Genomic DNA, 23,994 nt, shown 5'->3' on the forward strand with positions numbered 1-23,994 from the left:
AATTGTACTATTTTTGTCAGATTTAAAAAGGCATTCGGATAACCGAAGGCCTTTTTCATTTGTTATCTATTGCTTCAATCTTGAGGAACACAAAATCCCCATCAAAGCGTTGAATGTACTTTTGAAAACCTAATAAACTAAAGGTTTCAATCTCATAACGGACCTGATCAACACCATCACTAGTGCTTTCTTCAAGCAATTTTAGTTTTGGAATATCGGATTCCAAGACATCACGGTAAAGTCCTTTATACTCAAAGGTAATTCGAGCCCACTCGTTACCAGAAAGCATTGAGAAAGCCTGATAACGCACCTGCTCATCTGTAATAAGACGGTCTTTTTGTTCTGGACTGAGCGTGAAAGCCAAATCATTTTCAGATTTGTGAATGGTTTGGAAACGATCCACACGGAAATAACGGATTTCAGAGAACTGATAATCACAAGTAAAGTTATCATCCAGTTTGTAAGAAATACAGTAAAAATAATGGTTGTCAAAAATGACTGAAATTGGAAAGACCTTATATTCCTCCACTTTTTCTCCTGGCTTACGGTAACTAAATGACAATGGACGTTGGTCCACAATGGCATCGAAAATGGCTGAAATAGCTGGTAAGAGTGACTTATCTTGTTCCTGATAAATCTTAAGTTCTTGATAACTATCTAATTCTAGCTCAGTCAATCGCTTGATACGTCTGCGCTCCTTGTCGTCTACAGCCCTCTCAACAAAGATGTTGATTATCTCTGCTACTTCATCCTTTCGAAGGGCACGACTCTCTAAAAGAATCTTAGATAGGATAACTGCCTGGTTGTATTTAAGGTTACCATAGCCCTGTTCATACTGAGCATGGTAGGAACCGTATTTTCTGGAATACTTAACCTTCATATTTGGACGGAGTTCAGTCAAGTTCTCCTTGAGCTCACTCACATCCTCTTTAAGCGTACGCTCACTGATACCAAAGCGAGCTAGGTAGTCCGTTTTTGAAATGTCATTTCCCTTTTCCAATTCGGACATAAAGTACAAGAGACGTTTGGTTTTTGATGCTGTCATTATAAAATCCCCCTTTATAATCAAACCTCTTATTACTAAAAAATTGCTGTCTAGTTATTAATTATCATAGATAGTCATCACCAGTGGCCACGATCCACAGAATTATAACTCAAATAATAGTCCTTTTTCTTTTCGTTATACTCATAAGAAGACCGACATCCAGCTCACACTTAAGAGTATCAATGGCAAAACAAGGGTCAAAAAGAAATGTCGCTTTTCAGCTTTTTCCTCCTGAAAAGCAGATTCAAACTCTGGTCCTTGATTACTAAAAGCCGACTCGAAAGCCTGATCACCATTCTTTCGATGATCATCACTTAAATAACGTTCACTTTCTTTATTAAACATCTACTCCTCTAAATATTCTATATAACAATTTCCCAGTTTTTTCTATTGTAACAAATGAAAGCGTCATTTTCTACAGAAATACTTAAAAAGCAACCTGTCTTAGGTTGCTTAATGGTTTAACATTAGTCATTCTCAATTTTTTCAGCTTCTGTACTGAATTTTTGTGCGATGGCTTCAAGAGCTAATTCATCTGTATCTGGAAGAGTGATGGCATCATCAGAAATCTCATCAATATTTGCATAGAATTCAATGTGATTTTTAAGGTTTTGAAGCCGGATAGGTGCATCACCACCGTATTCGCCATCGAGGTTAATCATCATACGATCATCACTTAGAGGCTCAATATACAGCGAGCTCGTTTTGATATAGGAAATTCTCTTATCGTAGATGTGTTTACCACCTTGGAGAACCTGACGAATAAGGTCTACCAATTCAAAGAGGTTGGCTGTCTTAACCATGATTAGTGTAAATTTACCATCATCCAGTTTAGCATCTGGGGCAATCGTTTCAAAGCCACCAACTGAATTGGTCAAGGCAACGAAAATCATGGAAAGACCACCTTCAAAGACACCCTCATCATGCGTAATGCGGACAGGAACCTTCTTAACTTGTGGCAGCAACTCTGCCCCCTTAACAAGGTAAGCCAAATAACCAAGCACTGTCTTTAAGCGGCTAGGCACACTATAAGTTAGTTCCGTAAAGGAACCCGCAGCTGCAATATTGATGAAGTATTTATCATCATAGGCACGACCAATATCCATTTGAAGGGTTTGATTTTTAGCAATAACCTTGGCTGCTTCAACAGGATTCCCTCTTGGAATCTTCAAAGCGCGTGCAAAGTCATTTGTTGTCCCCGTTGGAATAACCGCCATTTGTGGGCGCTTTTTGAGTGGGGCAATCCCAGAAACAACCTCATTGATTGTTCCATCGCCACCTGCAGCAATAACTAAGTCAAAGCCTGCTTTGGCTGCACGAGTGGCCTCATTTTTTGCTGAGTTCTCATCTGGTGTTGTTTGAAAGGCTGATGCTTCAAAGCCAGCGCCTTCCAGAATATCCAAGACCTCGGCAACATTTTTTTTCATAATTTCTTGTCCAGATGTTGGATTATAAATTAAGCGGGCACGTTTTTGTTTCATATTGAACTCCTATAAATCCAGCAACCAAGCCTCATCTTTTACGTCAATTTCTAGGCTTTGTGCTTTTTCCAACTTACTTCCGGCATCACTACCAGCAACTACTAAATCTGTTTTCTTAGAGACAGAACCTGTCACCTTAGCACCCAGAGCTTCTAGTTTTGCCTTTGCTTCACTACGTTTAAGATGCTCCAATTTCCCTGTCAAAACAACTGTCTTACCAGATAGGATGGCATCATCTGCTACCTTTTGCCCAAGGTAGGACAAATTAACCCCATAAGTTTCCAGTTCTTTCATAAGAACTTGAGCTTCTTCCTTGTCAAAATAGCGCTGGATGGACTTGGCAATAACCTCTCCTAAACCATCTACAGCAGCAATTGCCTCGACATCTGCACTTGCTAACTCTTGTATACTTCCAAACGCTTCTAGCAACTGCTTACTAACTTTGGCACCGACATGACGAATACCCAAGCCATAGAGCAATTTCTCTGCAGAATTTTCTTTTGAGGATTGAATGGCTGCATAAAGTTTTTCAGCAGACTTTTCCTTGAAACCTTCCAATTGGAGGAAATCCTGACTGTTCAAGCCATAGATATCAGCTACATCTTTAACCAACTCAGCTTTAAAGAGCTTTTCAACCACTGAAGGTCCCATACCTGCGATGTTCATGGCATCACGAGAGGCAAAATGGATGAGGCCTTCCTTAATCTGAGCAGGACAAGAAGGATTAATACAACGTAGGGCAACTTCATCTTCAAAATGTAAGAGACCACTGCCACAAGATGGACATTGAGTCGGTACTTCCATCGGTTCCTGTGTTGTACGCTTACTTTCCACTACACGAAGTACTGCAGGGATAATATCACCAGCTTTGTAGACAATAACGGTATCCCCGATACGAATGTCTTTTTCAGCAATATAATCCACATTATGAAGGGTAGCTCGACTTACCGTTGTTCCTGCTAATTGCACCGGAGTCAAATTAGCAGTCGGCGTTACTACACCCGTACGACCTACCTGCCAGTCCACTGAGAGAAGCTCTGCTTCCTTTTCCTCAGCAGGGAATTTATAGGCAATGGCCCAACGTGGTGCCTTAACTGTAAAACCTAGCTCTTCTTGCATGGCTAAACTATTGACCTTGATAACAACGCCATCAATATCGTAAGCCAAGTCATCACGATCCTGTCCAACAGCTTGAATAAAGTCCCAAATCTCATCCATCGATGATGTGACAATACGTCGTGGATTAACAGAGAAACCTAGTTCTGCCACTTCATTCAGGACATCATTTTGTGTGAGACGCTCCGTTGGACTAGCTTCCTGATAAAGGAAAGTCGCTAAACGACGCTCTGCAACCACTTTGGTATCCAACTGACGAAGGGTTCCAGCTGCTGCATTACGTGGATTGGCAAATTCGGCTTCACCGTTCTCCTGACGCTGGATGTTGATGCGTTCAAACTCAGCCCGTGGCAGGTAACACTCTCCACGAACGGTAATATTAAGCGGTTGATCCAACTTGAGAGGAATATCTGAGATACGCTTGACATTTTCAGTGATATTTTCACCGATAGAACCATCACCACGTGTCGCACCTACCTGGAGAACACCATCCACATAGGTCAGCGAGATAGAGAGACCATCAATTTTAAGTTCAGCCATATAATCAGCATTAGGAAACTCGGCCTTCACTCTCTGATCAAAGGCATCCAGTTCTTCTCGTGAAAAAGCATCCTGCAAACTATAAAGCGGATACTCATGTTGATATTTTTCAAAACCATCAAGGACCAGACCTCCCACACGATGCGTAGGACTATCTACTTGAACATATTCAGGGTACTCAGCCTCCAAAGCTACAAGCTCTCGATAGAGCTTATCATAGTCTGCATCTGACACCGATGGATTATCTTCCGTATAATACTCTTTTGCATACTGGTTAAGTTTAGCAACCAGCTCTTTCATTCGTTTTTCCATAGGAACATTTTAACATAAAAGCAGAAAAAAACGCCTTTACAGACGTTAATTAGGAAACAAAATCAATGACTTTGGCCAATTTCTTAATAAGAATTGCACCAACCAAGAGAGAAGCCAATTCTCCCATAGCAACAGTGAACCAAGTTGCCCAAAATGGTGCTTGAGTAACTAGGGTCAACTCAGCCGCAATCGTCACCATGAAGAATGAGAAGTAAAAGGCAAAGAAAACATGAGCCTTGTCAAAAAGGCCACCCAAAATGTCTTGGTTTTTGAAACGGTCAAAGAAATAAACACCTGAACCGACAAAGACCAATGTTGATAGGCTTCCAACAACCACATCAATCATGTTAAAGCTAAAGAAATTAGCAATCACGCAGCCCAAAGTAACGGCAATGATATACTTGCGATTATAAAATCCTAAAAGATTGAACATTTCTGCAATTCGGAACTGGTAGGGACCATAGGAAATTAAGTTAAAAGGTGGCACGACAGTCAAGACCACATAAAGGGCTGCCACAATAGCAATATGTGTTAAATCACGAACAGTTTGTTTTTTCATTTTTCCTCCATAATCAATGTTTTTATTAGCTACGAAAAATCAATAATCCCGTCAAAAGAGCCTGGATCTCACCAAGCTCTTTTTATCATCTAGGAATCATCCTCATGTTTTTTGTGTTTTTTGCTATCACTACCATCTCCAGAAAAACTCTGAATAATAGTAATCACATCTCCTCTTCTACTTTTTAGTTCACCTTGTCTAAGTTCTTGATAGGTCGCATTAAAGACGGCACCCAAAATCAAAATTCTGGCCAAGAAGATGAACCAAAGCATGAAGACGAAAATCATAATGGATCCAAATAACTTGATGTCAACCAATCGACTCAAGGTACGAATCACGTAGGTTCCAAACAAGTTGCTTAAATAACCAATCACTAAAGTCGTAAAGATAGTCCCTGGCATAACATAGCGTATTTTTCGAATCTTCACATTCGGAAGCACGAAATAAAGTACCATCATTCCCAGGAAGACAACTGCAATACTCAGAGGTTGAATACTATTTAGAATAAGCTGGGTCATCTTGGAACCAATAGGATAGGTCTGATTGATAACTCGAAGGACCGACTGAATAATCGTAGACAGCATTAGTGCAAAGGTGAGCAGGAATAAGATAACCAGACTCATGAAACCACCGATAATGTGACTAATAAAGACATCACGGTGTTCTGAAGCACCATACACCTTGTTAATAGCCTTTTGAAGGGAAGACAAGGACTTAATCATAGTCCAGAATCCCGTCAAAGAGGCAACTCCTAGCAACTGTCCAGAAGGTGTCGAGAAGATATCCTGAACAACGTTGGCTGCAGGTGCATAAAACTGCTTAGGAAGATGCTCATTCATAAACTTCAAGAGATCAGTCGTATCAATATTCAGATAGGGAAAGACATTGGCCGCAATGACAATGAGCGGAAAAACCGTCAAAATGAGATAGTAAGCCACTGCGATAGTTGAAATGTCTATCTCTGCACTACGATAATGCCTAAGATAAACCTGCAATGGGCGCCACTGGAGTTTATCCAAGAGACGGGCCATTAAGCCTTGTCGTTTCATATTAGTAAGTTCTTTCTTCGCCTTGAGAAGTCAAAATTACTGGACCATCCTTAGTAATAACAAATTGGTGTTCATATTGACAAGAAAGTCCACCGTCGAGAGTTTTGTGAGCCCAACCAGTTTCAAGGTCCGTATCAATTTCCCAAGTACCAGTGTTAATCATTGGCTCGATAGTCAAAACCATTCCTTCTTTGAGACGGAGACCTCGTCCGGCTACCCCATAGTTTGGCACCATTGGCTCTTCGTGCATTGTTGGCCCAACTCCGTGTCCAACCAAATCACGAACAACACCGTAACCACGACTTTCAGCGTATTCTTGGATAGCCGCCCCGATATCACCGATACGGTTACCGACTACTGCTTGTTCAATACCAAGGTACATAGCCTCACGTGTTACTTCCATAAGTTTTTTAACTTCATCAGACGGCGTTCCAATCGCATAAGCCCAACATGAGTCAGCCAAACCGCCAGAATATGATTCCGTGTATTTTTTAACCTGAGCAACATTGTCAAAGTCCAATTTTGACACATCAAGGACTGACTTATCGATAGGTTCTGACAAGACCATATCAACTTTCAAGAGGTCACCATCTTTCAAAATATAGTGACGTGGAAAAGCATGTGCCACTTCGTCATTAAGGCCACAGCATGTTGCATAAGGGTAATCCATAATGCTTCCCTCAACTCCAATCTGAAGGGGAAGAACATTTTCTTCTTTACAACGACGACGTACATACTCTTCTACTTCCCACATATCCACTCCTGGTTTCAAGAGGTCACGTAGACCAATGTGAATGCTAGCAAGAAAATCCCCTGCCCTATCCATTGCTTCAATTTCACGTGCTGATTTTAATGTAATCATTATTTTCTCCGTTTTCTTTATATCTTTTTTTATTCGTTACTAAGTTTTCTTAACCACAACGACTGATTTGCAGACGGTATGATTCCCATGAGTAACCATAAGGTCCAGATGAGCTCTACGTCTGGTTTCAGCGATAATACTTGGTGTAATCGTCACCTTGTCATCAATCTGAGCCGCCTGAAGAAAGTAAAACATCATCTCTTCAATCACAAGACCATTTTGCTCCTGCTTTTCCATGATACGATAGACAACCTCTTTAACCATCTCTGCAAGAACACCCTGAGTGAGGTTTCCAGAATTGTCAATCATAGTGGGCTCTACTTCAAAGCTGAAAGCATGCTTGTCCTGGTTTAGGTTAGCTATCATTTGATCGCTAAAGGTATGCAAGTTGCCACGATTATTGTCCTGAAGTTCTTCCAAAACCTGACGACGGGTAATAACACCTAGATAGTGTTTTTCTTCATCCACGACAGGAATGATATCAAAGTCTTCAAAAATCATCTTTTGGGCAACAGTTGCCAGACTAGTCTCAAGTCTTGTCACCGTCGGCTTGGTCATGATTGCCTTAAGCATGGTCGTCGGTTGCTGATTAGACACATCCCGCATGGTCACAATCCCAATCACTTTTTCAGACTCAGATAGAATTGGAAAACGTACCAAGTTGGTCCGTTTAACCAAATTCTGAAAATCCCTGACCGTCATTTCTGGAGTCATGTAGTTGTAGTCTTCTCGTCTGGTATAGACTTGAGCTACAGTCTTGATGTCTGTTTTGATGCGGACATTCGAAAGCGCCTGGTTAATCATAGTTGCCACGGTAAAAGTATCGTAAGTTGTTACCATGACCGGAAATTGCTTCAAACGAGAAAGCTCTTTTACCCTATCGGAGACCTGAAAGCCCCCCGTCACTAGAATAGCATTATTGTGTTCTAGGGCAAGCAATTGAATATCCTCACGGTCCCCAACAATAAGAAGATCTCCCTTGGTTAGATAACGGGTGATATTCTCAATAGTCATGGCTCCAATATAGAACTTACTGAAGACACGTTCCAGACCTTCATGACCAGAGATAACCTCAGACTCCGTAATCTCTGCAATCTCCGCAAAGGTCAGCCTATCAAGACGAACTTGGACTTTCTTTTCAATTCGAACCGTCCCACTCCGAGGACGAGTCTCAACTAGCCCTCGATTTTCAGCTTCTTTAATGGCTCGATAGGCAGTTCCATCAGAAACCTGTAAGTGATTCGAAATACTACGCACACTAACACGCTTACCGATTGGCAAGGCCTCAAGATAATCTAGAATTTCTTGGTGTTTACTCACAGTTCTCCTCCTTCTCAAAGCGGAGATAATCACGCATGGTACGAGTGTATCGGTCTGCTCCCTTAAAGTGGGACACAAGTTTAAAGCCTGATTTTTCCGCTACACGAATCGATGACTTATTTTCCAAGTGGGCAATAAGAATAATACGGTCCATTCCCATAGCCGTCAAAGCCAAATCTGACAGACAGGTAACCGCCTCAGTCATTAAACCTCTACCCCAATATGAGGCATTCAGAAAATAGCCAAGCTCTGCAGTCCGTTTCTGGACATCAATCTTTTCAAAACGAACGACGCCAATCATCTTATCTAACTCTTTATCTACAATCGCCCATACACCTAGAGGCTCCTTCATGAAATAATGGACCAAAAGGCAATCCGTTTCATGCTGTGTTTGAGTGGCAGGAAAGAAAAATTGTAGATTCTGAGGATTTGATACAATTTCGTGTAAATCAAAACGATCCAAAAAGATGAGTGGTCTAAAAGAAAGGCGCTCCGACTCAAAAAAGGCAAAAGCACCCAGACTAGTCCAAATATCCATGATAGTATTATAACACAGTTTTAGAAATGGAAAAAGGCTCAACCACTAGGGGTTGAACCTTAGACTTAATCTTCAATCAAACGAATATCTGCACCAAGGTCAGAAAGTTTCTCAATGATATTTGAATACCCGCGAAGGATAAACTCAATATTGGTAATTTCAGTTTGACCTTCTGCCATAAGACCTGCCGTAACAAGCGCCGCACCCGCACGTAAATCACTAGCTTTTACTGGTACACCTGAGAGTTGCGTTGGACCGTTATAAACAATCTGTCCACCGAGTACTTGAATATCAGCTCCCATACGAGCCAATTCAGGAACGTGGTTCACACGTTTTTCATAAATTGTATCTATGATTTTTCCTCGACCACTTGCTTTCAATAACAACGGTGTCATCGGTTGTTGTAAATCTGTTGCAAAACCTGGATAAGGCGACGTCTTAATGTCAACAGGTTTTAGATCACCTTGCTCTTCCACAAAGATGGCATCTTCTTCAACTGTCATACGAACACCCATTGCTTCAAGTTTAGCAATAAAACTTTCAAGGTGTTCATAAAGAACATTTTTAACCTTAACTCCCTTACCGATAGCCGCGGCCATAGCAATGTAAGAACCCGCTTCAATACGGTCTGGAATAACTTGGTGACGAGTGCCATGTAAGCTCTCTACACCGTCAATCGTGATAACCTCTGTACCAGCGCCACGTACACGTGCGCCCATATTGTTAAGAAGAGTTGCTACATCAATAATCTCAGGTTCACGCGCCGCATTTTCAATAACCGTACGACCCTCAGCCTTAGCTGCTGCCAACATGGTATTGATAGTCGCTCCAACACTGACCGTATCCATGTAAATATGAGCACCCTTAATGCATTGACCAGCATCAGTCGCAATACGCATAGACTCCGCTTCATAGGAAATGCTAGCACCCATCGCTTCAAACGCCTTAAGGTGAAGGTCAATAGGACGTGGTCCCAAATCACAGCCACCTGGCAAACCTACTGTTGCCTGTCCGTAACGTCCAAGCAAGCTACCGTAGAAATAGTAAGAAGCACGAAGGCTGTTAATCTTACCAAATGGCATTGGCATATCCTTAACGCCTCGTGGATCAATTTCAAGTGTTTCGCCATCACGCTTAACAGAACCACCCATTACTTCTATAATTTCAATGAGGTTATCGACGTCGCTGATTGCTGGTACCCCATCAAGAGTAACCACCCCATCAGATAAAATGATGGCTGGAATCAATGCAACAACTGAATTTTTAGCCCCTGATACTGTAACTTCTCCCTGAAGTTTCTTACCACCATTGATGATAATTTTACGCATACTGTTCAATCTTTCTTATACTGGAATATTAGCCTTTACATTCTACCATAGATTGAGGTGCATGACAAATTAAGAACTCTAACAATTATCGGACAGTTTCACTTGACCACTTAAACCACCCCTTAAAACGGATAGCGCCGTTCTGGTCTGTTCGTAAAACCTTAATGTGACGTTTCTTAAAACGCTTCAAAGTTTCATCATTTGGATGTTTATAACGATTGTTCTCACCGGCTGAAACAAGTGCAAGGGAGGGATGCAGCTGGTCCAAAAAAGCTTCAGACGATGACCCTTTTGAACCGTGGTGTCCGGCTTTGAGGACACTGGCCTTTAAATTAGGATAGCTGACCATCAGTTCCTCCTCTCCTTCTTTTTCCAAATCACCAGTAAACAGAAAACTGCTTCCTAATAGTTTTCCGTAAAGAACTATCGAATCATTGTTACCACCATCACCAATTTTATTTGGATAAAGAACCTGTAGCTTACTTCCCATCATGGGTAAGTTGTCTCCAGCCTTTAGAGTGCGAACTGGGCGTTTTAAAGTTCGAAGTCGTTTCACAAAACTAGGCTTAGTCAAAGCTCCTTGACTGACACAGATTTCCTTAATCTTAAACCGCTTGGTCACTTCTTCCAAATCACCAATATGGTCTGTGTCCGTATGAGTCAGGACCAGATGGTCAATTTGAGACACTCCCCTAGCCTGTAGATAGGGAATCAAGGCTTTCTCCGCATTGCTCGTCTGACTAGCCTCTTGCCATTTTTCCTTTGAGCCGAAAGTCACCTTGCCACCCACATCAATTAGGATGGTATCGCCTTTCATACTCCTCAGAAAAATACTATCTCCCTGACCAACGTCAACCATAGTCACCTCATTGGTTAAAGGATGTTTGACCCAGACCATCAAAAGACTAAAAATCATCAAAAGACAAACCCTAAACTGGGGCTTTTTCCAAAAATCAAAGAGCATAACCAATACAGCTATCATCAAGCCAAACTGAAACAAACTAGGTTTCCCTAAAATCAAAGGCTGGCCTATCCAGGATTGTATCCAAGTCAAAAAGGTCTCCATCCATTCAAAAAGTGGGTTGATTTGAGAAAAGATTACTAGTCCTGAAAGGACAAAGAAGACCGTCAAGACAGGTAAGAGAAAGCTATCAAAGACTATCGAAAACATCGCCGTCAGAATTAAACTCACCGGTTGAAAGGTCCCATAATAGTAAGTTAGAAAGGGCAAAATCCCAAGACTCAATACCAAGCTCGTACAGATTGACTTTTTAAGAGATGACATCTCCTCAAAATCAAACAAACACAACAAGAAGGCATAGGAACAACTTAAAACACCTCCCACTGTCAAAAGAAAATGAGGTAAAAAGAGAAACAATAAAAGCAAGGTTATACCCATATTATCCAGTTTTTTAATACCAAACTCCGCCAACAAACTTTGAATCAAGGAACGTAGGACTGAAGCTGTCCAACCTGTCATTAAGCCATAGCATAAGGAAAAAGGCAGCAAGATAATTAATAGATAATCTTTAGGAAGGCCCAAGCGTAGGAGTCCATAGCGAAACCATCCCAGAAAAAAGCCGACTTGCATCCCTGAAAGTGCGAATAGATGAATAATACCTAAGCTTGTGTAAAGCTGACTCTGCTCATCAAACTCCTTATCCAAATACCCAAAGAGCAGGCCTGTCATATAGTGTCTCATAGGATTAGGAAAGTGCGTCTGGATATGAACCAATGCCCTCCTCCTCAGTTGATGGAAAAAAGCTAGGGGAGATAGAGATTTTTGAGGCACCACATGGTCCAAGTGCTCAATCTGAGCCATTCGATAAATGCCTTGACTGGCTAGATAAGACTGATAATTAAACCCTTGAAAATTACGTTGACCAGTTGCTGGGGATAACTTTATTTTTCCTTTTAGTACTAGCGTTTGACTAGTAGTCTTAAAAAAATGCTGCTCCTTCTCATATTTGAGTCGGTAAAAGACCTGATAAGTTTGTCCCTTTGCCTTTCCAATAGCTGATAATTGCTCACCATTAACCGATAGCGTATCAGCAACCAGAGTCACCTGATTGATTTCAGCAGGAGCTTGTTTATCTTGTATGCTAGCTCTGTGATGCAAGAATAAAAAATAAATCAAAAAGAACCCACCTACAAGCCCCACCAACTTTAGGGCTGCCTTATTCTTCCAATGATGCTTCAAAAAACATACTAAAAGAAAAGCAAAAGCCCCCATAGCATAAACATTAGTGACAAAAATCGTAAAATAAAGAGCAGCTATTAACAGAGCCAAGGAAAAAAGATTGATTGGAGCTTTTTTAAGCCACATAGAGGGACTCTCTGATTTTATCTAAAGTTTTATCACCAATTCCTGAGACATTTTTCAAGTCATCTACGGATTGAAAGCCTCCATGACTTTCACGATAGGCAATGATATCCTCTGCCCGCTTAGCTCCAATTCCAGAAATAGTTTGCAACTCCTCTGAGGTTGCTGTATTTAAGTTAATTTTGCCATCCTTAGCACTAGTTTGCCCTCCTTTGTCAGAGACCTGACCAGTTCCTGATTGACCAAGAACAGAGAGGTTTTCATCCTTAGTTGCCACATAGATAACCTCTTCGTCCGACAGACTTGCGGCTAAATTAACACTCTTAGCATCCGCATCCTCAGTCATTCCCCCAGCAGCTTTGATGGCATCAGTCACCCTAGCGCTTGCTTTTAAGGTATAAACACCTGGATTAGCCACAGCCCCCTTAACATCTACCGTTACTTTTAACTTATCCTTTTCACTTCCTTCAGTCTTTGACTGGGAAGACGCCTCAGAAAGAGACTGTGAGCTTTGTTTGGAGGAGGAGGAGGTTGACAAAGCTGTCACATCTGTATAAGACGTCTCCGCCTCCATGCTGTTGCCGGCACCATAAGTCATCCATAGGAAGAAGCAAAAAATCACCATCAGTACAGCAATAACACTCACAAACAGACAATTATCTTTGACATAGGCTAGAATCTTTTCCTTCACGCTATTCTCCTTAATTGATATATTTTCTTTCTTATTCGTAAAAAATTTGAAAAATATATCAAAAAGTAAAAAAACTCCATCAGATCTATGTCTGACAGAGTTATTAGCTTATTTCTGCGTTTCTTTGGCACGGTGTTTTTCAGGGTTCCAAACAAAGCTAGCTACATATGAGAAAGCCATGGTCAAAAGCACTGCAATAATAGCCACAAGACCGAGAGGTACACGGTAAATATAAGTGAATGGGTTTGGTTTCTTGCCTGTTTGATAGCTCAAAGCTTCTTCATCGAGACGAGCAAATTCAGACTGGATACGACGAGCAACCTCTTGAATATTTTCGTCATTCAAACGCTTCAAATCTGAAATATCAATAGGATTACCATAGTTCATATCCACACGTTCACCCGTTAAGAGACCCTTGAGCTCACGAGGGCCTTGATAGACAACTGGCATAATCTTAACCTTGGCCATTTTAGCGATAACCGCAACCCCACCCTTAACATCAGAAGAATGACGGCTACCACTTGGGAACATAATCAAACTACGATTACTCTTCTTAAGCATGTTAACAGGGTACTTGATAGCTTCTTGACCAGGATTTTCACGGTCAATTGGAAAGGCACCACACATGCGGATCCACCAACCAAAGATACGGCTCTTAAAGAGTTCTTTCTTAGCCATGAAAATAAACTGCTTAGGACGGGCTGAAAAAGCCATATAAACAGGGTCCCACCAAGTTCGGTGCGGAGCAACCAAGATATAGTTTTCATCCTTGTTCAATAATTTATCGCGATTGTGATAATGGGCATTACCATTGATAATCCATAGAAGGAAGACAACAAGCCCACGTAAATAAGCGTAAAACACGTTTTTACCTCTTTTTCTACAAGTTTTTTACTATTATACCAAAAAAAGGAGATCTTTTTTCATCGAATTTCTTTGTAAACTATTGAAAATGGTGTGGCACTTTCCAATGGTTTGAGCTATAATGTAGCTATGATAAAAAGTATTAAGATTACAGGGGAAAATCGAAAGGCACTTAATATTTGCCTCATTATTGCAAACTTGGCTGTTTTGGCTATCCTAGGCTTTGTCCTATTCCAACGCCATAACACGAAATCTGAACAAGTAGCCAAGGCTGAAAAGACTGAACAAGTCGCTAATAGCGCAAGTTCAGCTTCAGAAAAACCTAAGGAAGAAGATAAAACACAACTCAAGAAAGGTAGTAACCACAGCATTGCAGCTTCTGACTATGCTTACGATGTTACTGCTGTGAATAATACTATTCGAGGCAAGTCTCAGGATATCGACGACAAGGTAGTCTTTTTAACGTTTGACGATGGGATTGATCCAACACTGACCCCACAAGTCATGAGTATTTTGAAAGAATATGGTGTTCATGCCACATTCTTCCACATTGGTTACACCATTACACAAGAAAATGCGGACATCCTCAAACGCCAAATTACAGAAGGACATGCGATTGCCAACCATAGCCTCAGCCATAACTTTAATCTCCTTTATCCAGGACGTGTTCCTAATCAAAGTCAGATTGTTTCTGAGGTTAACCAAACCATGGCTAATTTCCAAGCCATCCTAGGTAAAGACTTCAAGACAAGAATCTTCCGTTATCCTGGTGGTCATATGTCATGGCAAGGTCTAGAAAGTACTGACCAAGCTCTCGCCAAGGAAGGTGTCCAGTGGATTGATTGGAACATGCTTTGTGGTGATGCAGAACCAGCCTCTGTTCGCCCAACGACATCTGAAAGCATGATGGCCTACTTGGATGGTTCACAAAAATATTTCCCTGAGAGTCATGTTAAGGTTGTCCTTATGCACGACACTGCTGGTAAGGAACTCACAGTTCAGACCCTTCCACAAATCATCGAATACTTCAAAGATCAAGGCTACACCTTTGGTGTCCTGGAGTAATCACTCACAACAGTTCCTTTGGGAGCTGTTTTTTGTTACAATAAAAGCTATGACAAATCCAATTTTAAAAGATGGAGAACGCATTGACCAACTCTTCTCCACAGATGTAAAAATCATTCAAAATAAGGAGGTTTTCAGCTATTCTATCGACAGTGTCCTCCTCTCGCGATTCCCAAAAATTCCAAAGAAGGGGTTAATCGTCGACCTCTGTTCGGGAAATGGTGCCGTTGGCCTCTTTGCTAGTACACGCACTGAGGCACCAATTACCTTGGTTGAGCTACAAGAACGTCTGGCTGACATGGCCAAACGTTCCGTCACTCTCAACCAACTAGAGGACCAGGTGACTGTGGTTAATGACGACCTGAAAAATTTGCTTGACCATGCTCCACGATCTCAGGTGGACCTTATTCTCTGTAACCCACCTTACTTTAAGGCGACAGAAACATCCAAGAAGAATCTGTCCGAGCACTACCTCTTGGCCCGTCACGAAATCACAACCAATCTAGAGGAAATTTGCCAGGTCGCTCGTCATGCCCTCAAATCTAACGGACGTATTGCCATGGTGCATCGTCCTGACCGCTTTTTGGATATCATCGATACTATGCGCCAGTATAATCTAGCGCCTAAACGCATCCAGTTTATTTATCCTAAGATGGGACGTGAGGCAAATATGCTCCTGATTGAAGCCATTAAAGACGGCTCGACAGATGGCTTGAAAATCCTTCCGCCTCTCTTTGTGCATAAGGAAAATGGCGACTATACCGACGAAATCTTTGAGATTTACTTTGGAAAAAAGACTGAGGGTGAGTCCTAGACGATGACAGAAAAGGATAACAAGGCCTACATGTATGTGGTTGAGTGTGCCGATGGCACCCTCTATACAGGCTATACCACAGACGTCGAACGCCGCCTCAAAACCCATAATGCAGGCAAAGGCGCCAAGTATACCAGAGCCCGCCTACCAGTTAAACTCCTCTATTCAGAAGTCTTTGACAGCAAGCCTGAAGCCATGAGCGCCGAAGCACTCTTTAAGAGAAAAAGCCGAGAGAAAAAACTAGCCTATATCAAAGAACACACGGAAAAATAACCGTGTGTTTTTATTTGAAAAAAACATCAAAAATAGCGCAAAAAACTCTTCTTGTGTTATACTGTAATTGAGATTTTTTAAATTTTTGGTGTTAGAACTGTTGCCTCAGTCCTAGCACTTTTTCTTTGTCGTATTCTTGGTGTGTTGCGAGAATTTTGTAAATGATACGAAGTAGCTTATGTGCGCAATCAATGACGGCTTTCATCTTACTTCCTCTTTGGGAAATTTTGCTATAAAAAGATGAAAACGCATTGTCTTTAGAGTGAGCCGCAATCAATCCCGACATGGTCAAAGCCTGTTTGATATATCGATTTCCTTGCGTGATATGTGAGGATTTTTTAATGCCAGCACTTTCATAAGATCCTGGGCAGAGCCCAGCCCAAGAAGCTAAGTGTGCGTCCGATTGAAAAGCCTTCACATCTGGTCCAATCTCAGCTAAAATAGTGGCTGCACAAGTTTCACTCACACCAGGAATCATTTGAAGTAATCTATTTTCTTCAGGGAAACTCCTTTTCGATATAAGCTATTATTTCACTCCTTAATTTATTCATGAGTTTTTGATACAATTGATATTCTTCTAGGCTTTGCTCCAAGAGAAATCGATCCTCCAGTGACAACTTCCCATTCATGGCCTCCATTAATTCTTCGGGACTTGCTTTGACATGCTTGTGAATACAAGCTGTCACATTGTCATAATCAATGAGTTCCCCATTGATAAAGAGCGTTAAAAGAGACTGTCCTGTCTTAGAGAAGATATCAGAAAGATAGCTGGTTAGTTTGATATTAGCACGTTGTAAGAGGTTATGAATCTCATTCTTTATTTGAGTTTGACGTTGTTTGTAAGAACGTAACCTACGAGTGAGTAAACGTAACTGCATCACTTCAGGGCTTGGAATGTAAGATGGCTCAATAAGTCCACAACGTCCGAGCTGTGCAATCCATTCGGCATCTTTCATGTCTGTTTTTCGACCAGGCACATTCTTAATATGTTGGGGGTTAGCTAATATCAAATTGAGTTCTGAGTCTGAGAATATATTAAAGAGTGGTACCCAATATTGGCCAGTGCTTTCAAAAAAGACATGTGTGACGTGATTTTCCAATAACCAATCTAAGGCGTTTTGGAGAGCTATAGTTGTTGTACCAAATTTTTTCTGAATCTTTTTAGGTTTATTGCTTTCTAGTGGACCATCTAGAATACAACAAACGATAGACTTTTGGTGGACATCAATTCCACAACAAGTTTCAATCATAACTTCCATTACAAAAACCTCCTGTTAACTATTGAACAATAGAACAAGAGGATATTAGTAATTTTATTTTCATGCTCAAGGCATATTCGAGTTATCTCATGACTCTTGTTCATCCAGTTTTTGATACAGGCTAGGCAAAGCCCTATTAAAGACAACGGATTGGTATTGTTCACCTTCATTATAAGCCGAACTTTCTTTTCTGTCATGAGTTAGCAGGCTAAGCCTGCTTAGAGTTTTTGATATTGGAAAACGCTCTATTTTCATAGAGCGTTTTCATTGTTTATTTATCACCCTTGTTACGGATAACAAAGCCGTTTTTCTTTTCGCTTGAGGTACGGTGTGGGCGTTTGTTGCCACGGTTTTCGAAGTCACGGCTATTCTTCTTAGACTTGCGTTTGAAGTCACGACGACCACCGTCTCGGTCATCGCGGTTACGGTCGCCACGGTATCCACCACGACGGTTGTTATCGCGACCACGGTTGCCACGGCCACCTTTGCCGCCTTTACCACCAAAGCCACCACCTGATGGTTTGAATGGCAATGGTTTTTCACGGGCAATTTCCACTTCTGGCATTGTCTCTGGGTCTTGAACGGTCAAGCTCAAGATGTAAAGTGCCAATTCTTCAGGAGTGAATTCTTGAGCCAATTTAACCGCATCACCCTTGAACTTGTCAAAGTTAGAACGGATAGCTTCATCCGCAAAGTCGCGTTCAATTTTCTTAAGAGCAACTTTCTTCTTAGCTTGGAAGGCTTCTTGAGCTGTTGGTGGCTTAAGACCTTTCATGCGTTTCTTAGTCAAGTTTTCGATAATTCCCAAGTAACCCATTTCATTTGGTGCTACGAAAGTAATAGATTGACCTGATTGGCCTGCACGTCCTGTACGTCCAATACGGTGAACGTAGCTTTCTGGATCTTGTGGAATATCGTAGTTGTAAACGTGAGTGACACCCGAAATGTCAAGACCACGCGCCGCAACGTCTGTCGCAACCAAGATATCGATTTGGTCGTTCTTGAAGTCACGGATAACACGAAGACGCTTGTTTTGGTCAAGGTCACCGTGGATACCTTCTGCACGGAAACCACGAAGTTTCAAACCACGTGTCAACTCATCCACACGACGTTTGGTACGACCAAAGACAATTGACAATTCTGGTTGGTCAACGTCCATAAGGCGAGTCATGGTATCAAACTTCTCTTGTTCCTTCACTCGGATAAAGTATTGGTCAACGTTAACATTGGTCAATTCTTTAGCCTTGATTTTCACATGCTCAGGGTCCTTCATGAACTGCACACCAATACGTTTGATGGCATCAGGCATAGTTGCTGAGAAAAGGAGAGTTTGACGTTCTTCTGGTACTCGGCTAATGATAGCTTCAATATCTTCAAGGAAGCCCATGTTAAGCATTTCATCCGCTTCATCCAAAATCAAAGTCTCGATGTTATTGAGTTTAAGAGCCTTACGTTTGATAAGGTCAAGGAGACGACCTGGTGTTCCTACAACGATGTGAGCACCTGAACGGAGGGCCTTGATTTGTTTTTCAATGCTAGAACCACCGTAGACTGAGCGAACTTTAACGCCTTTGTCACGACCAAAACGGAAAAGCTCTTCTTGAGATTGCACTGCCAACTCACGTGTTGGGGCAATAACAAGGGCTTGGATTGTATTTTCTTCTGTACGAATTTTATCTAGGGTAGGCAAACCAAAGGCAGCTGTTTTACCAGTACCAGTTTGGGCCTGACCGATAACATCCTTACCTTCAAGAGCGAGTGGAATTGTCAACTCTTGGATAGGTGATGGTTTTTCAAAACCGGCAGCTACAACAGCTGATTGGATGTCTTCTGATAGGTTTAAATCTGTAAATTTCAAAGTATTCTTCTTTCTATTTGAAGGCGGTGCGAAGCCACCTTATGAGACTTGGTTGTGTAGTAGATTAACTACCTGTATTTAATAGTCGTTTATTTTAACAACTCATCTAGTCTATCATATTTAGAAATAAAAAGACAGAAAATAACGTTTTAAAACCGCCTCCAATTTGAGAAGACGGTTTCACTCACTAATTATTATTTATGGACCAACCAACGCAAGTAGCGGGCCAAGACCAAACAAAGAATCGCACTACCGATAATGATGAAAATCCAGGCTGGACTGACAGTCATAAAAGGTAGAGGAACATTCATCCCAAAGAAACCGGTAATGACGGCAAGCACTCCCAAGAGCACCTCAATAATAGTCAAATTACTCAAGTTGTTGTTCAGGTTGTTGTTTAGGATATTATTATAAGAACCTGATAATTGCTGTAAGACCTTAGAAATGAGGTCCGTCATGGCTACTAACTGTCTGGCTTCAATCATGGCATCATCAAACTGTTCTTTTTCAACCTCGTTGAGACGACGATAAATGGCGTGCCCCTTGATGTGCTCCAAAAGGAGACGGTTTTGTGTAGCGGCAGCCACCAAATAGACCATGCCTGTTTCCAAATCTGAAAGGTCGTAAAGATTCTTACTTGTCGTAGTCTGCCTTAGACGTCGACTAACCTCATCTTTTTGCTGATCCAAACGTTCAATGACGGGATAGTAGGCATTTGAAATCATCTCAAGTCCTGCAAAAAGCAATTTATAAATAGATAAATCTTCATGGTTATCCACATAGTCTTGCATTTTGCTGATCACATAAGCATTATCCTCATTACTAATGGTCACCAAACGCGTATCTTGTACAATAAAGGTCAGAGGAATGGTTTCATAGTATTCCTTGTCCTTCTCAAGAGCCAGAACATTATAGATAAAGGTGATTGTTCCATTCTCACGGTTGTAGTCCATGTGGGCTCGTTCATTTTTATCCAAGGCATACTCTATGGTTTCCTGATCAATATCATACTTGGTATAAAGGTAGGATTGCTCAGAAATAATATCTGAGTCAATATTAATCCAGTGACGCTTATAACCCAGTTCTTTTTCAATAAACATTTTTCTTCCTCATTACTTTAGCACTGCTGCTGCCAAAGCTTGTTGAATTTCAAAGACATTATTATCACTCTTAAATTGAAGGACCTCTGCGGGCTCCAATGCTGATGAAATCCAAATCTTAAGTTCAGCATCTAGGTCAAAGTGCCCTGAACTTTCTACAGTAAAACGAGAAATCGAGTGATAAGGGATAGACTTGTAGGAAGTCTTCTTCCCTGTAACACCTTGCTTATCGACTAAAATCAAGCGCTTCTCTGTAAAGACAATCAAGTCACGAATAAGGACATAGGCTAACTCCACCTGTTCACCTGGAATTAAGATGCCCTCCAATTGGCGCTCAACTTTATCATTATCTTTTTTAGATGCGTTACCAAGCAGTCCTGAAAAAAGTCCCATAGTTGTTTCTCCTTTTTATTGTAAAGATAATCCTTGCTTTAACTATACCACAATTTTAGGATTTCAGACACTTGCAGAAATGGGTTTCTAGTAGTACAATTAAGGAGTCACAAGAGGAGCAATTGCTGAGAATGGCTAGCTTGATTATTTCTTCAAGACATGCCTAAACTCTTACCACCTGATCAGGTTAGGACCTGCGTAGGGATGTGTCTCAAAATAGATTGAAATAGAGGAACTTCTATGACGTCGTTTTGATGTGGCAAAAAACAGCCAATCAAGACGATTGGTATAGGAGGTTTTTTTATGTCGAAAACAAATATTCGACCAATGATTGAGGTTGCCCTTTTTGCAACCATTGCTTATATCCTGGACCTAGTTACCCAGCCCATGTCACTAGGCCCTTGGATTTCCCTTTCCTTTAAGATGGTACCTATCTTTCTCCTCAGTTTTCGCTGGGGGGTTAAAGCTGGTGCTATGGGCGGTCTTATCTGGGGGCTACTTCAAGTGGTGACAGGACAGGCAGCCGGTGGTTGGCTGACCTTGACACAAGGGTTTCTGGAGTACTTTGTCGCCTTTAGTCTGATTGGTATCAGTGGTGTGGTCAAACCAGCCCTTGATAAAGCCATTAAACAAGGCAATAAAGTCAAGTCTCTGATGGTGATTACTGAGGGGATTCTTCTTGGTAGCTTCGCTCGTTACCTCATTCACTTTATAGCCGGTGTCATCTTTTGGGGAAGCTATGCCCCTAAAGGACAAAGCCCTTATCTCTATTCATTTATTGTCAATAGCTCATCCTTCCTTGGAGAAACATTGGCCAGCCTCATCGTTTTCTTCGCCCTACAACGATTCCTAGGCAGGTTACTAAATACAGAAAAATAAAAGAAACCATAGGACAGTCTTAAGTGACAGTCCTATGGTTTTTCTTGTTTATATAAAAAATAGCAATTATTGCCTATTCACAGTAATAACCTCACTTTTGTTTTACTGTTTTTTATGTTAAGATACAAAAAAATATATGTTCCCATATATGCAAACTGGAGGTTTCCCATGCAAAAATTTGGAGAAATTTTTAAAAAATTTCGCGAATCAAGAGGGATACGATTAAAAGATGTCGCAAAAGCTGGTATCTCGACATCTCAACTGTCTCGTTTTGAAAAAGGTCAGACAGACTTAACCATTACAAAGTTTATGTTGATATTGGACGAGATTAACATGCCTATTGACGAATTCATGTATGCTGTCCATGATTTTCATCGTGATGAACTGAATGAACTATTAGCAAAGATTCAGCTTTTTGTATCGACTCATGATATTAATGGATTAAAGAAACTACTTAATTCCCAACTAAAATCAGAACCTAAACGAGAAAAGTTTCATCACATTAATACTATTTTATTAAAAATTCGCTTGCAGGATTTATCGGGAGAAAGCTATTATACAAAGCAGGATCTAACCGATTTAACCGATTATCTATTTAGTGTTGAGTACTGGGGTTATTATGAATTATTGCTTTTTGCAAATACCTTAGATGTGTTGAACCATGAGACTCTTATGGTTTTGGCAAAGGAGATGGTTAGAAGGTCTGATTTTTACAAAGAGATTCCTAATAATCGACGCATGATATCAACCATGTTATTAAATGTTTATATTACATGTATAGAAAGAGGAGAGCTCATTGATGCACTGTATTTCGAAAAACAATTAAACCAATGCTTTTTTATCGAGACTGAAATCTATGAACGATTGGTTTTTCAATATGCACAAAATTATTATCAATATAAAAAAGAAGGAAGCAATCAGTCTATTATCGAAATGAAGAAATGTATTGATGCCATGAAATTGGCAGGGAGCAAGAATATTGCAAAGACTTATGAAGCGCATTTGAAAAAATTGATAGATAAAAATAGTTAGCAAGCATATATGGGAATTTATTAAATAAGCTTATTATTCTTGTAAAATTATTTAAAAATATGTGTGAATCCAATTTCATTTCCAGATTTGGTAACCAATATGGAGAAACGATATGTCTAAATCCTTTCTGAAATTACTTATCTCTCAGTTATTTGCTAACTTAGCTGACATTTTTCTCAGGGTATCCCTCATTGCAAATATCTACGTCATTACAAAATCCGTTATTGCAACCTCAATGGTTCCGATTCTAATCGGATTGTCAGCTTTCGTGGCAAGCCTTCTAGTGCCATTGGTGACTAAAAAACTATCCCTAAATAGAGTGCTTTCTTTCACTCAATGTGGAAAGACTTTTTTATTAGCAATACTCCTTGTAATGCTCATTAAGGCTCAATTTGTTCCAGCCTTAGGATTGTATATCTTTGTTGTCGCTATTTCTATCTTAGATGGCTTTGCGTCACCCGTATCTTATGCCATGATTCCTAGATATGCCACAAATTTGGGAAAGGCAAATGCTGCCTTATCAATGAGTGGTGAGGGAGTACAATTGATTGGTTGGGGACTGGGCGGTCTCTTATATACTTCGCTTGGTCTTTTTCCCACACTGTTGATAATCTTACTCCTTTATCTCCTTTCCACTTTTGTAATGCTCTTTCTTCCTCAGGCCAAAATAGAGCAGTTAGAAGCGGAGACAAATCTTGATACTCTAGTAAAAGGATGGAAGTTAGTTGCAAAAAATCCTAAATTAAAGTTATTTGTTCAAGCAAATTTATTAGAGGACTTCTCAAATACAATCTGGGTATCGTCTGTAATCCTTGTTTTTGTAACCGAGGCGTTAAAACAAACTGAAAGTTACTGGGGCTACTCAAATACAGCCTATTCCCTTGGTATCATTTTAGGTGGAATAATTGTCTACAAACTATCCGAAAAGTTTTTAGCCCATAAGTGGAAAAGTATTCTCTTTTCACTCTTAGCAATGGCGACCATCACAGCCAGTATCCTCTTTTTCTCAAACACACAAACATTTTTAATTTTCTCAAGTTTAATCGGCTTCTTTTCTCAGTTAAAAGAAGTCCCTGAAAGTGTCTTTCTTCAAGAAACTGTCAATGAAAATCAGTTAGTACATGTTTATTCTGTATTTGAAGTCATTTCAACCCTTGCTTTTTCAGTTTTCGTCTTTCTGATGAGTTCTATTACTGAAAAATTTGGAATTACAACAAGTTTCTGGCTATCAACAATTTGCATACTTTTAGAAGCTAGCTTAATTTATCATAATCGTAATTATCTAAAGTAATT

Annotated in this window: 24 protein-coding genes and 1 riboswitch; of the genes, 6 read left to right on the plus strand and 18 right to left on the minus strand. The window is 40.6% G+C overall.

What is annotated here, in order from left to right; genetic code table 11:
* Positions 1-55 precede the first annotated feature (55 nt).
* The 13 genes from V471_RS00400 to V471_RS00460 form a co-directional block, all read right to left on the minus strand.
* Positions 56-1,045, minus strand: a complete 990-nt coding sequence (locus V471_RS00400; protein WP_070579562.1) for a helix-turn-helix transcriptional regulator — start codon at positions 1,043-1,045, stop codon at positions 56-58.
* A gap of 141 nt (positions 1,046-1,186) precedes the next feature.
* A complete protein-coding gene (locus tag V471_RS00405) occupies positions 1,187-1,390 on the minus strand; it encodes a hypothetical protein (RefSeq protein ID WP_045768789.1) in 204 nt (67 codons plus the stop codon).
* 122 nt (positions 1,391-1,512) lie between these two features.
* Positions 1,513-2,526: a diacylglycerol kinase gene (locus V471_RS00410; RefSeq protein ID WP_045768788.1), complete on the minus strand. Its 1,014-nt coding sequence runs from the start codon at positions 2,524-2,526 to the stop codon at positions 1,513-1,515.
* Positions 2,527-2,535: 9 nt separating this feature from the next.
* Entirely contained in the window at positions 2,536-4,494 is a 1,959-nt protein-coding gene (gene ligA / locus V471_RS00415; protein ID WP_084870983.1) for an NAD-dependent DNA ligase LigA, read from the minus strand.
* A 49-nt stretch (positions 4,495-4,543) separates the two neighbouring features.
* The gene (locus V471_RS00420) at positions 4,544-5,053 is read right to left on the minus strand and encodes a QueT transporter family protein (RefSeq protein WP_002891556.1); all 510 of its coding nucleotides are present in this window, start codon (positions 5,051-5,053) and stop codon (positions 4,544-4,546) included.
* Between the two features lie 89 nt (positions 5,054-5,142).
* On the minus strand, positions 5,143-6,102 hold the full coding sequence (locus tag V471_RS00425) for a YihY/virulence factor BrkB family protein (protein WP_013991030.1): 960 nt from the start codon (positions 6,100-6,102) through the stop codon (positions 5,143-5,145).
* 1 nt (position 6,103) lies between these two features.
* Positions 6,104-6,964, minus strand: a complete 861-nt coding sequence (locus V471_RS00430) for a methionyl aminopeptidase (RefSeq protein ID WP_004183173.1) — start codon at positions 6,962-6,964, stop codon at positions 6,104-6,106.
* Between the two features lie 39 nt (positions 6,965-7,003).
* The gene (gene spxR, locus V471_RS00435; RefSeq protein WP_002884454.1) at positions 7,004-8,284 is read right to left on the minus strand and encodes a CBS-HotDog domain-containing transcription factor SpxR; all 1,281 of its coding nucleotides are present in this window, start codon (positions 8,282-8,284) and stop codon (positions 7,004-7,006) included.
* On the minus strand, positions 8,277-8,822 hold the full coding sequence (locus tag V471_RS00440) for a GNAT family N-acetyltransferase (RefSeq protein WP_084870984.1): 546 nt from the start codon (positions 8,820-8,822) through the stop codon (positions 8,277-8,279). The genes spxR and V471_RS00440 overlap by 8 nt, the downstream gene beginning before the upstream one ends.
* A 65-nt stretch (positions 8,823-8,887) precedes the next feature.
* Complete coding sequence (locus V471_RS00445) at positions 8,888-10,150, minus strand: UDP-N-acetylglucosamine 1-carboxyvinyltransferase (protein WP_013991032.1); 1,263 nt, start codon at positions 10,148-10,150, stop codon at positions 8,888-8,890.
* An 85-nt stretch (positions 10,151-10,235) separates the two neighbouring features.
* Positions 10,236-12,476 (minus strand): DNA internalization-related competence protein ComEC/Rec2, encoded by a 2,241-nt coding sequence (locus tag V471_RS00450; RefSeq protein ID WP_084870985.1) that lies wholly within the window; start codon positions 12,474-12,476, stop codon positions 10,236-10,238.
* Positions 12,466-13,164 (minus strand): helix-hairpin-helix domain-containing protein, encoded by a 699-nt coding sequence (locus V471_RS00455; protein ID WP_084870986.1) that lies wholly within the window; start codon positions 13,162-13,164, stop codon positions 12,466-12,468. The genes V471_RS00450 and V471_RS00455 overlap by 11 nt, the downstream gene beginning before the upstream one ends.
* Positions 13,165-13,272: 108 nt before the next feature.
* Complete coding sequence (locus V471_RS00460; RefSeq protein ID WP_084870987.1) at positions 13,273-14,028, minus strand: lysophospholipid acyltransferase family protein; 756 nt, start codon at positions 14,026-14,028, stop codon at positions 13,273-13,275.
* A 129-nt stretch (positions 14,029-14,157) separates the two neighbouring features.
* On the opposite strand from V471_RS00460, the gene V471_RS00465 reads away from it, so the two are divergent.
* Genes V471_RS00465 through V471_RS00475 form a run of 3 tightly spaced genes read left to right on the plus strand, consistent with a single transcriptional unit; the run spans position 14,158 to position 16,180 of the window.
* Positions 14,158-15,093, plus strand: a complete 936-nt coding sequence (locus tag V471_RS00465) for a polysaccharide deacetylase family protein (RefSeq protein WP_084871503.1) — start codon at positions 14,158-14,160, stop codon at positions 15,091-15,093.
* Positions 15,094-15,142: 49 nt separating this feature from the next.
* Positions 15,143-15,907, plus strand: a complete 765-nt coding sequence (locus V471_RS00470) for a tRNA1(Val) (adenine(37)-N6)-methyltransferase (protein WP_037599202.1) — start codon at positions 15,143-15,145, stop codon at positions 15,905-15,907.
* 3 nt (positions 15,908-15,910) lie between these two features.
* Complete coding sequence (locus V471_RS00475; RefSeq protein ID WP_084870988.1) at positions 15,911-16,180, plus strand: GIY-YIG nuclease family protein; 270 nt, start codon at positions 15,911-15,913, stop codon at positions 16,178-16,180.
* 91 nt (positions 16,181-16,271) lie between these two features.
* On the opposite strand, the gene V471_RS00480 is transcribed toward V471_RS00475, so the two are convergent.
* The 5 genes from V471_RS00480 to V471_RS00500 form a co-directional block, all read right to left on the minus strand.
* Complete coding sequence (locus V471_RS00480) at positions 16,272-16,658, minus strand: IS110 family transposase (RefSeq protein WP_002886743.1); 387 nt, start codon at positions 16,656-16,658, stop codon at positions 16,272-16,274.
* A gap of 19 nt (positions 16,659-16,677) precedes the next feature.
* Complete coding sequence (locus tag V471_RS00485) at positions 16,678-17,439, minus strand: IS110 family RNA-guided transposase (protein ID WP_002886742.1); 762 nt, start codon at positions 17,437-17,439, stop codon at positions 16,678-16,680.
* A 271-nt stretch (positions 17,440-17,710) separates the two neighbouring features.
* Positions 17,711-19,297 carry a DEAD/DEAH box helicase gene (locus tag V471_RS00490; protein ID WP_004183188.1) on the minus strand — a complete coding sequence of 529 codons (1,587 nt, stop codon included), beginning with the start codon at positions 19,295-19,297 and terminating at the stop codon, positions 17,711-17,713.
* Between the two features lie 194 nt (positions 19,298-19,491).
* Positions 19,492-20,397, minus strand: a complete 906-nt coding sequence (locus V471_RS00495) for a magnesium transporter CorA family protein (protein ID WP_002891572.1) — start codon at positions 20,395-20,397, stop codon at positions 19,492-19,494.
* A gap of 12 nt (positions 20,398-20,409) precedes the next feature.
* Positions 20,410-20,790, minus strand: coding sequence for a PH domain-containing protein (locus V471_RS00500; RefSeq protein ID WP_004183191.1), 381 nt, complete (start codon positions 20,788-20,790; stop codon positions 20,410-20,412).
* Between the two features lie 102 nt (positions 20,791-20,892).
* A riboswitch (TPP riboswitch) is annotated at positions 20,893-21,012 on the plus strand.
* A gap of 81 nt (positions 21,013-21,093) precedes the next feature.
* On the opposite strand from V471_RS00500, the gene thiT reads away from it, so the two are divergent.
* The 3 genes from thiT to V471_RS00515 all read left to right on the plus strand — a co-directional run bounded on the left by thiT (position 21,094) and on the right by V471_RS00515 (position 23,992).
* Complete coding sequence (gene thiT, locus V471_RS00505) at positions 21,094-21,669, plus strand: energy-coupled thiamine transporter ThiT (protein WP_004183193.1); 576 nt, start codon at positions 21,094-21,096, stop codon at positions 21,667-21,669.
* Between the two features lie 168 nt (positions 21,670-21,837).
* Entirely contained in the window at positions 21,838-22,701 is an 864-nt protein-coding gene (locus V471_RS00510; protein ID WP_004183195.1) for a helix-turn-helix domain-containing protein, read from the plus strand.
* Positions 22,702-22,813: 112 nt separating this feature from the next.
* The gene (locus V471_RS00515; RefSeq protein ID WP_004183197.1) at positions 22,814-23,992 is read left to right on the plus strand and encodes a ryptide export MFS transporter; all 1,179 of its coding nucleotides are present in this window, start codon (positions 22,814-22,816) and stop codon (positions 23,990-23,992) included.
* The last annotated feature ends 2 nt before the right edge of the window (positions 23,993-23,994 follow it).

Origin of the sequence: Streptococcus salivarius, from assembly GCF_002094975.1 — a bacterium.
GTDB lineage: Bacteria > Bacillota > Bacilli > Lactobacillales > Streptococcaceae > Streptococcus > Streptococcus salivarius_D.

Excerpts from the sequence above, each read along its gene's own strand:
- V471_RS00400 (WP_070579562.1), bottom strand. The coding sequence starts at position 1,045 with ATGACAGCATCAAAAACCAAACGTCTCTTGTACTTTATGTCCGAATTG.
- V471_RS00405 (WP_045768789.1), bottom strand. The coding sequence starts at position 1,390 with ATGTTTAATAAAGAAAGTGAACGTTATTTAAGTGATGATCATCGAAAG.
- V471_RS00410 (WP_045768788.1), bottom strand. The coding sequence starts at position 2,526 with ATGAAACAAAAACGTGCCCGCTTAATTTATAATCCAACATCTGGACAA.
- ligA (WP_084870983.1), bottom strand. The coding sequence starts at position 4,494 with ATGGAAAAACGAATGAAAGAGCTGGTTGCTAAACTTAACCAGTATGCA.
- V471_RS00420 (WP_002891556.1), bottom strand. The coding sequence starts at position 5,053 with ATGAAAAAACAAACTGTTCGTGATTTAACACATATTGCTATTGTGGCA.
- V471_RS00425 (WP_013991030.1), bottom strand. The coding sequence starts at position 6,102 with ATGAAACGACAAGGCTTAATGGCCCGTCTCTTGGATAAACTCCAGTGG.
- V471_RS00430 (WP_004183173.1), bottom strand. The coding sequence starts at position 6,964 with ATGATTACATTAAAATCAGCACGTGAAATTGAAGCAATGGATAGGGCA.
- V471_RS00440 (WP_084870984.1), bottom strand. The coding sequence starts at position 8,822 with ATGGATATTTGGACTAGTCTGGGTGCTTTTGCCTTTTTTGAGTCGGAG.
- V471_RS00445 (WP_013991032.1), bottom strand. The coding sequence starts at position 10,150 with ATGCGTAAAATTATCATCAATGGTGGTAAGAAACTTCAGGGAGAAGTT.
- V471_RS00450 (WP_084870985.1), bottom strand. The coding sequence starts at position 12,476 with ATGTGGCTTAAAAAAGCTCCAATCAATCTTTTTTCCTTGGCTCTGTTA.
- V471_RS00465 (WP_084871503.1), top strand. The coding sequence starts at position 14,158 with ATGATAAAAAGTATTAAGATTACAGGGGAAAATCGAAAGGCACTTAAT.
- V471_RS00470 (WP_037599202.1), top strand. The coding sequence starts at position 15,143 with ATGACAAATCCAATTTTAAAAGATGGAGAACGCATTGACCAACTCTTC.
- V471_RS00475 (WP_084870988.1), top strand. The coding sequence starts at position 15,911 with ATGACAGAAAAGGATAACAAGGCCTACATGTATGTGGTTGAGTGTGCC.
- V471_RS00480 (WP_002886743.1), bottom strand. The coding sequence starts at position 16,658 with ATGATTCCTGGTGTGAGTGAAACTTGTGCAGCCACTATTTTAGCTGAG.
- V471_RS00485 (WP_002886742.1), bottom strand. The coding sequence starts at position 17,439 with ATGGAAGTTATGATTGAAACTTGTTGTGGAATTGATGTCCACCAAAAG.
- V471_RS00495 (WP_002891572.1), bottom strand. The coding sequence starts at position 20,397 with ATGTTTATTGAAAAAGAACTGGGTTATAAGCGTCACTGGATTAATATT.
- V471_RS00500 (WP_004183191.1), bottom strand. The coding sequence starts at position 20,790 with ATGGGACTTTTTTCAGGACTGCTTGGTAACGCATCTAAAAAAGATAAT.
- thiT (WP_004183193.1), top strand. The coding sequence starts at position 21,094 with ATGTCGAAAACAAATATTCGACCAATGATTGAGGTTGCCCTTTTTGCA.
- V471_RS00510 (WP_004183195.1), top strand. The coding sequence starts at position 21,838 with ATGCAAAAATTTGGAGAAATTTTTAAAAAATTTCGCGAATCAAGAGGG.
- V471_RS00515 (WP_004183197.1), top strand. The coding sequence starts at position 22,814 with ATGTCTAAATCCTTTCTGAAATTACTTATCTCTCAGTTATTTGCTAAC.